Raw genomic sequence first — 14274 nt, 5'->3', positions numbered from 1 at the left:
TGAATGGATAATGACCATGGTCTGACATTCAAATTGACTGGCATAATGCTTGCGATCATTCAGCCTGCCAGGCGAGACGATGCCGCCGCTACGGAGCTGTGTCGTTGCGCTTGATCATCCCTTGATGGAGTTGAAGCCATGCCGGTCGTAAAGAAAGCCAAGCACCAGAAGGGCGATTATCTGGTCGATTACGAGTCGAAATTGTTCGAGGACGTGAAAGCCGAGCCCGGCGAAAAAGCGCTTGTCACCTTTCATACGGTGGCCTTTGAAGGCTCGATCGGCCTCGTCAACCTGCTGCAGGCCACGCGTTTGATCCGCAAGGGGTTCGAGACGTCTGTCCTCCTTTATGGGCCTGGCGTGACCCTTGGCATCCAGCGCGGCTTCCCGACCCTGGGTGACGAGGCTTTCCCCGGTCACCTGAACTTCAACAACCAGTTGGGCAAGATCATGAGCGAGGGCGGCAAGGTGTATGCCTGCCGATTCGCGCTGCAGGCCCTCTATGGCAGCGGCGAGCCGGCGCTTATGGAAGGCATCCAGCCGATCAGCCCCCTGGACGTGCTGGATCTCGTCCTTCTGCACCGCAAGGCCAACGCCTTCATCCTTGATACCTGGACGCTTTGATCCTGACCGACCGTCGCCTGGAGACAAGCCGTCAATGAGCGCTTCCCCGACGATCAAGGTGGCGGCAGCCCAGCTGGCCCCCGATCTCGACTCGGCCGAGGGCACCCTTGCCAAGGTTCTGGCGGCCATCGGCGAGGCCGCCGGCCAAGGTGCCGGGCTGATCGCCTTTCCTGAAACCTTCGTTCCCTATTACCCCTATTTCTCGTTCGTCCAGCCGCCCGTTCTGTCCGGCCGGGCACACGCCCGGCTCTACGAACTTGCTCCTACCGTGCCGGGCCCACTGGTCGATGCAGTAGCGGCGGCAGCCCGCCGACATGAGATCGTCGTCGCGCTCGGCATCAACGAGCGAGATCACGGCTCGCTCTTCAACACACAGCTTCTCATCGACGCCGATGGCAGCCTGCTTTTAAAACGTCGCAAGATCACGCCCACCTTTCATGAGCGCATGATCTGGGGCCAGGGCGACGGCAGCGGCCTCAAGGTGGTTAAGAGCCGTGTCGGCCACCTCGGTGCTTTGGCCTGCTGGGAGCACTATAATCCTTTGGCCCGCTTTGCCCTCATGGCGCAGCATGAGGAAATCCACATCGCCCAATTTCCGGGCTCAATGGTGGGCCAGATCTTTGCCGACCAGATGGAGGTGACGATCCGCCACCACGCGCTGGAAGCGGGCTGCTTCGTGGTGAACGCCACCGGCTGGCTGACCGACGCGCAGATCGTCGCCATAACGCCTGACCAGGGCCTGCAGCGCGCGCTGCGCGGCGGGTGCTGCACGGCGATCATATCGCCTGAGGGCCAGCATCTGGCCCCGCCCCTGAAGGAGGGCGAGGGCCTGCTCGTGGCCGAGCTCGATCTCTCCCTCATCGTCAAGCGCAAGCGGATGATGGATTCGGTCGGTCATTATGCCAGACCCGAACTCCTGCGCCTTCTGATCGACGATCGTCCGCAGCCGGTGATGGCCACCAGCCGATCGGACGCTGTTTCCTTTCCCTTCGCGGATCCATACGGAAGAGACGATCATGACCCCAGTTTGTTCGACGCCCCCGGGGCTGGAACAGCTGATCAACGAGCTGCAGTCCTCGGGTCTTAGACTGGTCGATCCGAAGGCCGGCATCGCCAGCCGCCGCGGCGGTGCCGGACCCTCCGACCACAAGGCCGTGACCATCGGCGACCGGACGGTCATGATACCCGTCCACACCGCTCAAGCCTTCGAGAGCCCCTTTATGGCCGAGCGACCCGATGCCTCGGGCCAAAGCGTCCTGCTTCGGGATGGCGTTCCGGTCGCGACAATCGCTTTTCCGGCGGGCCCACGCTTCTATCAGCTGCAGACGGCCGAAGGCGTTCCTTATTCGAAGATCGCTGTCATGCATGGCAGCGACGTTCTGGCGACCACCGTCTTGCAGACCTGCATCCGCTACCAGAGCCGGACCAAGACCTGCCAGTTCTGCGCCATCGGTCAGTCGCTGGCGGCTGGCCGTACCATCGCGCACAAGCAGCCGGCCCAATTGGCCGAGGTCGCCGAGGCGGCCGTGCGCCTCGATGGCGTGCGCCACATGGTCATGACGACGGGCACACCGGCGACTTCCGATCGCGGGGCGGCCGTGCTGGCCGAGAGCGCCTTTGCCGTCAAGGCAGCTGTGAACCTGCCGATCCAGGCGCAATGCGAGCCACCCGACGACGATGACTGGTTTGCCCGAATGAAAGCGTCGGGCGTCGATTCGCTGGGCATGCATCTCGAGATCGTCACGCCCGAATTGCGCCAGCGCCTCATGCCTGGCAAGGCCGGCGTGCCGGTCGAGCGCTACATGCAGGCCTTCGCCGCCGCCGTCCCTGTCTTCGGCCGGGGCCAAGTCTCGACCTATATCCTGGCGGGCCTGGGCGACAGCAAGGAGGCGATCCTCGGGATGGCCGAGCTGCTTATTAGCCTTGGCGTTTACCCCTTCGTCGTTCCCTTCGTGCCGATATCTGGCACGCCCCTGGAGAGCCATCCCACACCCGATCCCTCCTTCATGCATGCGATCCTCGAGCCTTTGGGGGCCATGCTCTGGTCGGCTGGCCTCCGCTCCTTGGATGTCAAGGCAGGCTGCGCTAAATGCGGCGCCTGCTCCGCCCTCGCCTCTTATGAGAAACCGGACCGCGCGGTCGGAGCCTTTTGAGCCATGCAGGATTACCGGGTCAAACTCGCCACGCTACCAGAGGAATGCCAGGGTGCGGCCGCCTTGCGGCGTCAGGTCTTCTGTCAGGAGCAGGGCCTCTTTGCCGACGACGACCGGGATGCGATCGACGCCATCGCCCTGCCGATCGTCGCCCTGGACGAGGCGGGCGTCGTTGTCGGCACGGTGCGCATTCATTCGAGCGAACCCGGCCTCTGGTGGGGCTCGCGACTCTGCGTCCATCCGGATCATCGCCGCGCCGGCCCGCTCGGGGCGGCCTTAATCCGCCTTGCAGTCTCGACCGCGCATGCCCGAGGCAGCACCCGCTTTCTTGCCCACGTGCAGCGCCGCAACGTCGTTCTTTTTCGCCGCCTACACTGGCAAAGCCAGGGCGAAGTGCTCCTGCATGACCATCCGCATCACCTGATGCAGGCCGACCTCGACTTCTATCCTCCGGATACCGCGGGCGAGGAGGGCTTCATCGTGGCCGGACGGCTGGTCGCATGACCCGCACCTCGCTCGATGGCCTGGCCCTGGCGATCAGCCAGACTTTGGGGCTGGCGCAAAAGCGCGATATCGCGGGCGTGGCGCAACGGCTGGGCCTCTCAGACTCGCCCATCGAGGTCGGCGACGACTGCGCCGCCATTGCCGATGGCGATGGCTTCCTTCTTCTGGCGATCGAGGGCTTTCTGCCAAGTTTCGTTGCCGCCGATCCCTTTTTCGCCGGCTATTGCGGCCTCATGGTCAATCTTTCCGACATCGCTGCCATGGGCGGGCGGCCGATCGCCGTCGTCGATGCCCTTTGGGCGCGAGATGCGGTCGCCAGCCTGCCTCTCCTCGACGGGCTGAAATCGGCCTCGTCGCGCTACGGTGTGCCGATCGTCGGCGGTCACAGCAACCTTCGCAGCCCGAGCGATCAGCTGGCCGTGGCCGTTCTCGGACGAGCGCGCCGCCTGCTCTCGGGCTTTGCGGCCGAGCCTGGCCAGCTATTGATGGCGGCCATTGATCTTAGAGGGCGCTTTCGCGAGCCGCACCCCTTTTGGGACGCCAGCACCGGCAGACCGGCGGAGCGGCTGCGCGGCGATCTTGAATTGCTGCCGAGCCTGGCCGAGATGTCCGCCTGCGGCGCCGCCAAGGACATCAGTCAGGCCGGCCTCGTCGGCACGGCCGTCATGCTTCTCGAGAGCTCTGGCTGCGGCGGTCGTCTCGACATCGACGCCATTCCGCGGCCGGAGGGGATCGACCCCTTGCGCTGGCTCACGAGTTTTCCAAGCTTCGGCTTTCTCCTGGCCGTGCCGCCCGCCGCGCGAGATCTGGTCGCCGGTCACTTTGCCAGCCGGGACATCGCCTGCGCCCCGATCGGCCATGTCGAGGCGGGATCGTCCGTCAGGATCGCCCAGGGTGGGCAGGAAGCCACCGTTTGGGATTTTGGGGTCCAGCCTTTGATCGGCTGTGGCCGGAGACCGGATGCATGAGGCTGCGCGTCGCCCTCTTCACGCATTCGGTCAATCCGCGCGGCGGCGTGGCGCACGCGCTGGCTTTGGGCGAGGCCCTCTTGGCACGCGGCGTCGAGGCGGTCGTCATTGGCCCTGACCAGGACGGGCGCGGGTTTTTTCGTCAGGCCGCCTGCGAAACCGTGGCCCTGCCCGTGGCCGCTGTCGGCAAGGATCTGCGCCAACTGGTGTCGCAGCGGATTGACGAGATCAGCGCCTATGTGGCGAACCAGCCGCCGGACCGTTTCCACATCCTCCACGCCCAGGATCCCATCAGTGCCAATGCCGTGCTGGCCCTCAGGCCCGCGCGGATTAAGACCCCCCTGGTTCGTACCGTGCACCATGTGGACAATTTCGCCGATCCGGTGCTGGCCTGCTGGAGCCAGCGGGCGATCGAGAAACCGGATGTCCTTTGCTGCGTCAGCGCGCATTGGCAGGCGATCTTACGCAAAACGCATGGTCGTGAGGCCTTCTGTGTCGGCAACGGCGTCGCCCTTGACCGCTTCAGCCCGGCGCCGAGGCCGCAGGACGCCGCCTTGCGCCAGGAGCTCGAGCTCGGACAGGGGCCGCTTTTCCTGGCCGTGGGCGGCATCGAGGCCCGCAAGAACAGCCAGAACATCCTTGCGGCCTTTCGCTGGGTGCAAGCGGCCCTCCCCGAGGCAAGGCTGATTTTTGCAGGCGGCGCCACGCTTCTCGATCACAGCAGTTATCAGGCTGCGTTCGCGGCGAAACTGGCGGCGTACGATCCGGATCTCATCCGGGCTGTGCAGGTCACCGGCGCGCTCCCACAGCCGCGGATGGAGAGTCTCTATCGCCTGGCGGACGCCCTGGTCTTCCCTTCCTTCGAGGAGGGATTTGGCTTGGCCGTCATCGAGGCGATGGCCTCGGGCACGCCGGTCATCGTCGCGGATCGACCGCCCTTTCGCGATTATCTGGGCGCGCATGAATGCCTGTGGGTCGATCCATCCGACCCGGCCGCCATCGCGGCCGCGATGCGTGCCTCCCTGGACCCGAAGATCGGGCCGGATCTTGCGCGGCGTGGACCCAAGGTGGCGGCCCGCTTTGACTGGCAAGACGTGGCGGACCGGCATGTGCCGCTCTACGCGCGTCTGGCCGCATCGACCGAGAGGAGTGCGCGATGCCGGAGATGACCTTCACGCTTCGCTGGCCCGACGGCCGGGATGAGGTCTGCTATTCGCCATCCCTGGTCGTGCAGGAATTTCTCAAGCCCGGCAGCGATTATCGTCTCACCGACCTGATGGATCGTTGCCGTCAGGCGCTTACCATCGCCAGCGCCCGCGTCGAGGCCAAATACGGCTTTGCCTGCAGCCGTGCCATCGGCCAGCTCGAAAGGCTCGAAGCCCAGGCCGCGCGCTTCGAGCCGGATGCCCTCGTCCATGTGGGCGCATTCAACACATGAGGACCAGAATGGAGAAGGCAGCAACGCCGCCTCATTACCCCGTGATCGTCATTGGCGGCGGACAGGCTGGCCTTTCGGTCAGTCATTATCTCATGCAGCAGGGCATCGCCCATCTCGTCATCGAGAAGCGGGAAACCGGGCATGCCTGGGCCAACGAGCGCTGGGACAGTTTCTGCCTGGTGACGCCCAACTGGCAATGTCAGTTGCCGGACTTTCCCTATCCGGGGCCAGACCCGGATGGCTTCATGCTCCGCGACGAGATCGTGGCTTATGTACAGGCCTATCGTGACAAGGTGCACCCGCCGCTTCTCGAGCATACGGCAGTCACGGCCCTGACGCGCCAGCCGGATGGCCCCTTCGAGCTTGCAACCGAGCGCGGCCCCTTTACCGCCGATGCCGTCGTCGTCGCGATCAGCGGGTATCACCTGCCGGTTATCCCGCGCATCGCCGAGCGGCTGCCAAGGTCGATCCACCAGCTGCACAGCCGCGACTACAAGAACCCTGATGCGCTGCCCGAGGGAGCCGTCCTGGTGGTGGGCTCGGGCCAGTCCGGCTGCCAGATCGCCGAGGACCTGCATCTGGCCGGCCGAAAGGTTTATCTCTGCGTCGGGCGGGCGCCGAAATCACCGCGCCGCTATCGCGGCCGGGATGCCATCGCATGGCTGCATGACATGGGCTACTACGATGTGCCGGTCGAGCAGCATCCCCTCAAGGAGGGGGTACGGAAGAACGCCAATCACTACCTGACCGGCCGTGACGGCGGTCGCGAGATCGATCTTCGCCGCTTCGCGACGGAGGGCATGGAACTCTATGGGCGCCTCCTTGAGATCGACGGATCGAGCCTGAGGCTCGGCACCGACCTCAAGGCCAATCTCGATGCCGCCGACAAGGTAGCCGAAGGGATCAAGTCCGTCATCGACAAGCACATCGCTGAGAAGGGCATCGACGCGCCGTCGGAGCCGCCCTATCGGCCGGTCTGGCAGCCGACGATCGAGCGCGACGCGCTCGACCTCGAGGAGGCCGGCATCAACAGCGTCGTCTGGGCGACGGGCTTTCGTAGCGACTTCAGCTTCGTCCGCCTGCCGGTCTTCGATGGCACGGGGTACCCGACGCATCGGCGCGGCATGAGTGCCATGCCGGGCCTGGCCTTCATCGGCCTTCCCTGGTTGCATAGCTGGGGTTCGGGCCGCTTTGCCGGCATCGCCCGCGATGCCGGCTTCATCGTCGAGCAGCTTGCCGCCTGGCTGGCAACGGGAGCTTCCTCCCGCCAGGGGCGGACCTTGAATGGAGCGGGCGCCGCACATGTCTGAGACCGCGTTTCCCGAGATGGCCTTTCTCGAGGGCCAGCGCCATCCGCTGCCGGCGAGGTATGCCGCCCCCAGCGTCGTGGTCGTCGGTATGCCCGAGCTTGCACCAGCCGGCCTGGCCGAGACATGGCTGCTCAAATATTGTGGCCACCGGCACTGGCTGATGCTTGCGGCAGCGTTCGGCCAACTCGAGCCCGCGTTTCAAAACAGCCGCGGCCAGCGCCTCTATCCGAGTTTCGTGTCATTGCGGCTGGCGGATCTTTGCCTGGAGGCTGTTCGCGAGGGGGCGAGGCTGATCTTCGAAGGCGAGCTCTCGCGGCTTTCGGCCACACGTTTTGCTAGCCGCCAGCGGGTGTCGTGCGACGGACGCGTGATCGCCTCGATCGAGATGATTTCGGTCTTCATCCATCGCCACGAGGAGGGCTGCAATGAAAGGGTGGCGCGCGACCTGCCCGCAGGCTGCCAGTGCGCGCTGGCTCCCCTCGAGGCATTACCCGACCTCGCACGCCGTCACCACACGGCCCGCGAGCAGGCGATGAGCGAGGTCAGCCAGCGATTCACCATCGAACCCTGCCCGCTCACCGACTTCAACGGAGCGGGCTTCCTCTATTTCGCCAGCTTTCAGGCCTTTCTCGAGCGCGCCGACTGGCACTGGTGGCATGAGCTCGATCAGCGCCTAGTCATGCGCGAGATCCATTACTTCGGCAATGTGGGGCCGGCCGTTCCGCTGGCGATCGAACTCCTGGCGCTGGAGCCGACTTCGGCTGGACGGATCGCAACCTGCGCTGTCCGGCGCCTCTCCGATGACGCCATCCTTGCCATTGCCCGCACCGAGAAACGGGGCGAAGCCAGCTAGAGAGCCCAGCTAGCGAGCAAGGAAGAGGCGCGGGGGTCACATTGTAGGCGTCAGCGCTATTTCCTTTCGACGCTGTGCTGAGTTAATCGGCCGGCCGGAACCGCCAGAATGTCGGCGCTTCAATGCATAAATCGCATGGCCGATCTTGAGGTGATCGTGCCCGCATGGGTAGTCGTGTCCGGCTTTCGTCACTGCCGAGCCAATGCAGCCTTCAGCTGAAGGTCGCGACCAGATCTCCGGGTAAAGACCTGCTGCGAGGCCTGGACGTTCCTGGAGGCTTTGACCCCTCGACTCGAGAGCCGACGACGAGATTGGCGACAATGCCATAGCTTCAGGCCGCGCCCGCGAGCAGCCCTCATAGGTCAGGCCGAAGCTAATGTGAGACCAGAATTGATAGTCGATACCGGTTTGCGGGCCGATCAAGCCGTAGCACCAGCGTAAGCACCCAGTCTCGCTTCAACCCCGTCAAAATGATGCGCGGCCAGCTGCCCGACAGGATCGCTCCTTGCCAGCAAGGTGGTCACTACGTTCCTTCGAACGTGTCAAATCTGATCCCTCCAGGACGGTCATGATCTCGACGTCCCGGTAGAAGCTCGCCGGTCCGCGTTATCTCGCCCACGTCCGGGCGTGACACCTGAGGCGATAGCCGTAATCGTACCGCTCCGGTGGGCCCCCTTTATATTCGCGATGACATATTCCTAATTCACGACTTGACCCATAGGGTTTGTGGTATAAACCTGCGGAAGCGATCAAGCGGGAACGCTATCGACGACGGCGATAGCCTGGCTTCTCATGTCGCGCCTCTTGAAGAGGAACGAATAATGTTCGAATGCAAAAATGGGAATAAACCCGAAGTACGCGAAAGTCATAATAAGATATGTACGTGTTGATCGCGAGGCGAATTGGGTGCCAATCATAATAATGATGGCGCCGACGACTTATAGTCTTCCTAAGTAAGCTTCGCCGTTTCGACGGGCCCGCTCGGGTCGTTAACGGAGATTGGAGCGGCCGACCCTTGTTTTCGGATCGTTTAGTCTGATCCGTCTGTTCTCCCTACGCTCGGATGAGCCCATGCCAAAATTTCCGGATTTCGCGGACAAGCGCGTGATCGACCGACATCTTGACCGTCTGGATACTCGCGGCGTAGCACGGCGCGACTTCCTGGCGCTGGCCTCCGCGGGCGTCGCTGCTTCCGCAGCCGCCACGGCGATGGGCTGGCCCGCGGTCGCCGTCGCCGACCCGAGCGGCAAGATTGCCTATCTCGCCTGGAGCGCAAGCACCGAATATAATCAATTGGTCGGCAAGGGGGCAGGCGCGGCTGCGGCGGCGCTGGGCATGGGCTATACTCTGCTTGACGGCCAGATCGATGCGGGGCGCCAGCTTAACCAGTTCGAGGAACTGGCGACCACTCAAGCGACAGGCGGCTTCTTCAATATCCTGGACGGCAGCGCTCTGCGCCGCGTCTCCCAGTTAGCCGACGCATCTAAAGTTTATTTCGGCGCGGTTTGGGACAGCTTGCCATGGTTCACACCGTTTGATGGTGCCGGCTACTACACGCTCTATGCCAACCCCGAGGAAGATGTCGCCCACCGCGGCGTCAGCGAGGCGTTGCTTCAAGCGGTCTCCGACAAATTCGGTGGTGGCAAGGTCGTAGCCCTTACCGGATCGCCTGGGGGTTGGTGTGAAACGGCCCGTAACCGGGGCCGAGAGGAAGCCCTGGCCAAGTTTCCCAACATCAAGCTGGTTGATCAGTTGCCCGGAAAGTGGCTGCGCGAGGAGTCGCTGCGGGCGACCGAGGATCTCTTGACCCGCAACAAGGACATCGTTGGAATCATCACGCAGAATGACGACGAGGCGCAAGGCGCGATAGCCGCTTTGCGCAACGTCGGGCTCAAGGCGGGCGAGGACGTCCTTGTTGCCGGCGCTGACGGCACGTCCCTGGGCGCCAAGGCCGTTCGAGCAGGCCGGCAAATCGCGACCAGCGGCAATTCCCCGGTCTTCACCGGTGCGCTGTTTGCAACACGCATCTTCGACGTGGCCCATGGCTGGGTGCCACGGGCGGCCGAGCGCCAACTGTACTGGCGCGCCACGGTCGTGACGAAGGACAATGTGGACGGCTACATCGACCGATACGTCGACAACGGTGATACCGAACCTTTCGACTATCGACGGATGTCCAAGGTTCTGCATCCCGACGACTGGGATCCTCAGGCCGACCTCTATCCTCTCGATCTCGAACGCCACTGGCTGGGCTATCCCAAGCCGGCCGACTGGTCGCCGCCAAAGGCTTATGCGGAGGCCAGGGCCAATGGCGAATTCGAGAAGGTCAAGGCCGAGTACGCCGATCACTACAAAATCAAATTCGACGGCCCCTCGCCCAACCGCAAGGCGTAGCTCGCGGGCCTGTCGAGCAATGGCCTTCGAGTTCACCGATCTCTCATTCACTGGAACGTTCATGAGCCGCGTCATCGACCCCCGGCGATTTCCCGACTTTACCGACCGGCGCGTCGTCGATCGTCATATGGACCGGCTGGACACCCATGGCGTCTCGCGACGGGATTTCCTGGCGCTGGCCTCGGCGGGTGCCGTCGCCAGCGTTGCCGCCGCCACCATGGGAATGCCCGCCGCCGCCGCCGTCGCACCTTCCGGCAAGCTGGCATTTCTGACGGCCTTCTATCGCAACGAATATAACATCATCCTCGACAAGGCCTTTGCGGATGCCACGACGGAATTGGGCTTTAGCGGCTATGTCGGCCTGGACGGAAATTTCGACAGTCAGCTTCAACTCAACCAGTTCGAGCAACAGACCGCTGCCGGCATTGGCTCTGCCATCTTCAATCTAGCGGATGGCAGTCCGCTGCCGCGCATCGCCAAGGGCGCCGAGGACAACAAGGTCTATGTCGGCAATGTCTGGGATACCCTGGCCTGGTTCACGCCCTTCGAGGCCGGCGATTACTATACCCTCTATGCCGTGCCGGAGGAATTCGCGGCCCACAAGGCGGTGACCGAGGAATTACTCAAGGCGGTCACGGAGAAATTCGGCGGCGGCGATATTCTGGGAGTGACCGGTTCCCCAGGCAATTGGAGTGACATTGCCCGCAGCGGGGGCCGCGATGCCGCCTTCAAAGAATATCCCAAGACCCGGCTCGTCGATCAGCTACCCGGCAAGTGGAACCGCGAGGACGCGCTGAAGACCACGGAAGACCTGCTCAGCCGCCACAAAGACGTTGTGGGGATCGTGGCGCAGAACGACGACGTGGCACAGGGAGTGATCGCAGCGTTGAATGCCGCCGGATTGAGGCCAGGCGAGGATGTTCTGGTTGTCGGCGCGGACGGTACCAGCCTGGGCGCGAAGTCGATTGCCAAGGGGACCCAGCTGGCGACCAGCGCCAACAGCCCGGCCTATGCGGCAGCGCTCTTCGCCGGGCGAATCTACGACGTGACGCATGGCTGGCAACCGCGCGCCGCCGAGCGCATGCTCAACTGGCGGTCGCTCACTACAACGAAAACGAATGTCGAAGGTTACCTGAAGCGGTTTGTCGATAATGGCGACGTGAAGCCTTTCGACTACCGCAAGATCTCCAAAGTCCTGCATCCGGACGATTGGGACCCCCAGGCCGAAGTCTATCCCATCGATATCGAAAAGCACTGGCAGGGAATAGCCAAGCCGCAAGGTTGGACGGTGCCCAAGGCCTATGCCGATGCGCGGTCGAACGGCGAGTTCGAGCGGGTCAGGGCCCAATATGCCGATCACTACAAGATCAGGTTCGACGGCCCCTCGCCGTACGCCAAGGCCTAGCCGGAACTATGAGCCCGCATAGTCAAATCCCGCCGGCACCCACGAGCGTGACCCCACTCTTCAAGGCTCACGGGCTGACAAAGTCCTTTGGACCAAACGTCATCCTGGACGGCGTCGAATTCGAGGTGCCGCGCAAGGCCATTGTCACGTTCGTAGGCGAGAACGGGGCCGGCAAGTCGACCCTCTTTAATCTCCTGAGCGGCATCGTGGCTCCAGACGCCGGCAGCATGCGACTGAACGGCCGGGACTACCGGCCGCATGGTTATGGCGAGGCGCTGCGTCTTGGCGTCTCGCGCGTGTTTCAGGAACAATCGCTCGTCGGCAACGTGCCGGTCTACGAGAACCTGTTGCTTGGCTATGAGGGCCGCTTCACCCATGCCGGCCAGTGGCTGGATCGCCGGGCGATGATTGCCGCGGCGGAAGGGATCATCGAAGCCGCGGGTATCGACGTCGACGTACGCAGGCGGACTGCCGACTACGATTTCTCCAAGCGCCAGTCGATCGAGATCGCGCGGGCTTGTCTCGCCACCTCGCACCTCGGAGGCATCGTCGAGCCCTTCGTACTGCTGGATGAACCAACCTCCGCCCTGGATCGTCGTGACGAGGACGCATTCTTTAAGTTGGTGACGCGCATCAAGGGCCAGGGTTCGCTCTTGTTTGTGTCGCACCGTCTGACAGAGGTGCTGGCCATCTCTGATCTCATTTACGTGCTGAAGGACGGCCAGTTGGTCGCGCGACTCGACCCGGCGACGACGGATGAGAAAACCCTGCACGGCCTGATGGTCGGCCGAGAGCGTGCCGCTGACTACTATCATGAGCGCCGCCAGCGTCCCGTCACCGATGGCCCGGCCCTTCTCGGCGTCCGCAAGCTCGGCCGGTCGGGGCATTTTGCGGACGTCACGCTCGAAGTTCGACCGGGCGAGGTGGTGGGCATTGGTGGCCTGCTTGATTCGGGCAAGAGTGCCCTGGGCAAGGCCCTGGCGGGGGTGGAACCAGCCGAGCACGGGACCGTGTCGTTCGTGTCGGGCCCTCCGGAAATTCCGGATATTCGCTCGCAAGTCCGCAAAGGGCTTGGCTACGTGCCGGCCGAGCGACTGACTGAAGGCATGATCCCGGCCTTCAGCGTGGCTTGGAACATCTCGCTGGCGAGCGGCGCCGATCTCTTCGCGGGACCTCTCGGTTGGTGGCGGCGACGGCGCGAGCTGGCGACGGCGGCGCGGTATGCCAAAGAGATGTCGATCCGCTCCGCGACGCCGGCTCAACGCTGCGCCAGACTTTCCGGCGGCAACCAGCAGAAGGTCGTGCTGGCGCGATGGCTTTGCCGCCAGCCCAAATTGCTGGTGCTGGACAATCCGACCCGTGGTGTCGACGCCGGCGCCAAGGAGGAAATCTATCGGCTCATCCGCGACCTGACCGACCAGGGCGTCGGTGTTTTGCTGATCACCGATGAATTGCTCGAACTGATCGGCCTCTCCGATCGCATTCTTATCATGCAGCGCGGCAGCATTGTAACCGAGGTTGCCGCGCCCCCAGATGCCAAGCCGACCGAGCGCGAACTCGTAACGTTCATGTTGCCGCGGAGTGGCACCCCCGGTCGTTCCGCCGTCCACCAAATCCCGGAGACCCTGCAATGAGCGCCCTAGCCGAGGCCGCGCCCCGTCGTGCCGCGCGCTTTGCCTTCGACAGAAATGCCATTGACGCCAGTCTTTGGCTGCCCGTTGGCGTCGTGCTTTTCCTGCTCGTTTTCTTTTCGCTGGCGACCGATTCCTTCGCGACGCTACGCAATTTCACGGCGATCAGCGGTCAGGCCGGGACTCTTCTGATCGCCTGTCTTGGTGGGACCTTTGTCATCTTGATGGGTTCGATCGACCTGTCCGTAGGCGCAGTCGTGCTGCTCGGTGGCGCGATGAGCGTGACGCTCTTGAACCACACGCCACTCGGCTTCGCCACGATTCCGGCGGTCGCATTGCTGGGCGGCCTGCTCGGCCTCGTCAATGGCACTATTTATACATGGGGCCGCATTCCCTCGTTCATCGTGACCTTGGGCACCTTGTCGGTCTTTAGCGGCCTCGCGCTGACCATTCTCGATGGAAGAGCGATCCAGTTCGACCTCGACGGCTTCGAAACGATCGCCATCGGCCAACTAGTGCCTCATCTCCCGAACATTGCTTTCTGGGCGCTGGTCGCATGGGCGGTGGTCGTCGTCATCGCGTCCCGCACGCGCTTTGGCCGCTACATGTATTTGATCGGCGGCGGGGAGACCGTGGCGCGTACGGCCGGTGTCCCGGTCACGCGCTACAAGATCTATGCATTCATGCTGTCCGGGGTGCTTGCCGGCATCGGGGCAGTCTTGTCCGTGGCGCGGCTCGGAGCTGCCGGTCCATCACTCGGCACGGACCTGCTGCTCAATAGCCTGGCTGCAATCGTGGTGGGCGGAACGTCGCTTTCAGGTGGAATCGGTGGCCCGCATCGTACCCTGATCGGCGTCTTGATCATCGCCATCCTCGACAACGGGCTGAACCTGATGGGCGTGTCGCAATATTCCCAAATGGTCGTGAAGGGACTGGTAGTCATCGCAGCGGTGCTGGTTAGCCGCGACCGCTCCCGCACCACCGTTGTAAAGTGAGA

The 14274-nt window shown here is 63.5% G+C and carries 13 protein-coding genes; all 13 read left to right on the top strand.

The genetic code is table 11. The annotated features are described in order from the left end of the window. The first annotated feature begins 138 nt into the window (after positions 1-138). The 13 genes from CFB17_RS13670 (at position 139) to CFB17_RS13610 (ending at position 14272) form a co-directional block, all read left to right on the top strand. Entirely contained in the window at positions 139-621 is a 483-nt protein-coding gene (locus CFB17_RS13670; RefSeq protein WP_088562127.1) for an MSMEG_0572/Sll0783 family nitrogen starvation response protein, read from the top strand. A gap of 34 nt (positions 622-655) precedes the next feature. Continuing rightward, positions 656-1708 carry a Nit6803 family nitrilase gene (locus CFB17_RS13665; protein ID WP_088562126.1) on the top strand — a complete coding sequence of 351 codons (1053 nt, stop codon included), beginning with the start codon at positions 656-658 and terminating at the stop codon, positions 1706-1708. Continuing rightward, positions 1638-2774, top strand: a complete 1137-nt coding sequence (locus CFB17_RS13660; protein ID WP_088562125.1) for an MSMEG_0568 family radical SAM protein — start codon at positions 1638-1640, stop codon at positions 2772-2774. Before CFB17_RS13665 ends, CFB17_RS13660 begins: the two co-directional genes overlap by 71 nt. Positions 2775-2777: 3 nt before the next feature. Continuing rightward, positions 2778-3278, top strand: coding sequence for an MSMEG_0567/Sll0786 family nitrogen starvation N-acetyltransferase (locus tag CFB17_RS13655; protein WP_088562124.1), 501 nt, complete (start codon positions 2778-2780; stop codon positions 3276-3278). Further along, complete coding sequence (locus tag CFB17_RS13650; RefSeq protein ID WP_088562123.1) at positions 3275-4246, top strand: sll0787 family AIR synthase-like protein; 972 nt, start codon at positions 3275-3277, stop codon at positions 4244-4246. Before CFB17_RS13655 ends, CFB17_RS13650 begins: the two co-directional genes overlap by 4 nt. After that, complete coding sequence (locus CFB17_RS13645) at positions 4243-5415, top strand: MSMEG_0565 family glycosyltransferase (protein WP_088562122.1); 1173 nt, start codon at positions 4243-4245, stop codon at positions 5413-5415. Before CFB17_RS13650 ends, CFB17_RS13645 begins: the two co-directional genes overlap by 4 nt. Next, positions 5403-5684, top strand: coding sequence for an MSMEG_0570 family nitrogen starvation response protein (locus CFB17_RS13640; RefSeq protein WP_088562121.1), 282 nt, complete (start codon positions 5403-5405; stop codon positions 5682-5684). Before CFB17_RS13645 ends, CFB17_RS13640 begins: the two co-directional genes overlap by 13 nt. An 8-nt stretch (positions 5685-5692) precedes the next feature. Next, a complete protein-coding gene (locus CFB17_RS13635; protein WP_088562120.1) occupies positions 5693-6994 on the top strand; it encodes an MSMEG_0569 family flavin-dependent oxidoreductase in 1302 nt (433 codons plus the stop codon). Then, a complete protein-coding gene (locus tag CFB17_RS13630) occupies positions 6987-7847 on the top strand; it encodes a Pnap_2097 family protein (RefSeq protein ID WP_165769616.1) in 861 nt (286 codons plus the stop codon). The genes CFB17_RS13635 and CFB17_RS13630 overlap by 8 nt, the downstream gene beginning before the upstream one ends. A 1071-nt stretch (positions 7848-8918) precedes the next feature. Further along, positions 8919-10241 (top strand): sugar ABC transporter substrate-binding protein, encoded by a 1323-nt coding sequence (locus CFB17_RS13625; protein WP_088562118.1) that lies wholly within the window; start codon positions 8919-8921, stop codon positions 10239-10241. 61 nt (positions 10242-10302) lie between these two features. After that, positions 10303-11646: a sugar ABC transporter substrate-binding protein gene (locus CFB17_RS13620; RefSeq protein WP_165769615.1), complete on the top strand. Its 1344-nt coding sequence runs from the start codon at positions 10303-10305 to the stop codon at positions 11644-11646. A 47-nt stretch (positions 11647-11693) separates the two neighbouring features. Further along, positions 11694-13280 carry a sugar ABC transporter ATP-binding protein gene (locus CFB17_RS13615; RefSeq protein ID WP_207762096.1) on the top strand — a complete coding sequence of 529 codons (1587 nt, stop codon included), beginning with the start codon at positions 11694-11696 and terminating at the stop codon, positions 13278-13280. Positions 13281-13372: 92 nt separating this feature from the next. Next, complete coding sequence (locus CFB17_RS13610; RefSeq protein WP_165769614.1) at positions 13373-14272, top strand: ABC transporter permease; 900 nt, start codon at positions 13373-13375, stop codon at positions 14270-14272. The last annotated feature ends 2 nt before the right edge of the window (positions 14273-14274 follow it).

This window comes from Arboricoccus pini, assembly GCF_900187945.1.
Taxonomy (GTDB): Bacteria; Pseudomonadota; Alphaproteobacteria; order Geminicoccales; family Geminicoccaceae; genus Arboricoccus; species Arboricoccus pini.
Note: the sequence above shows the minus strand (reverse complement) of the source record. Positions and strands in the feature narration are given on the sequence as shown.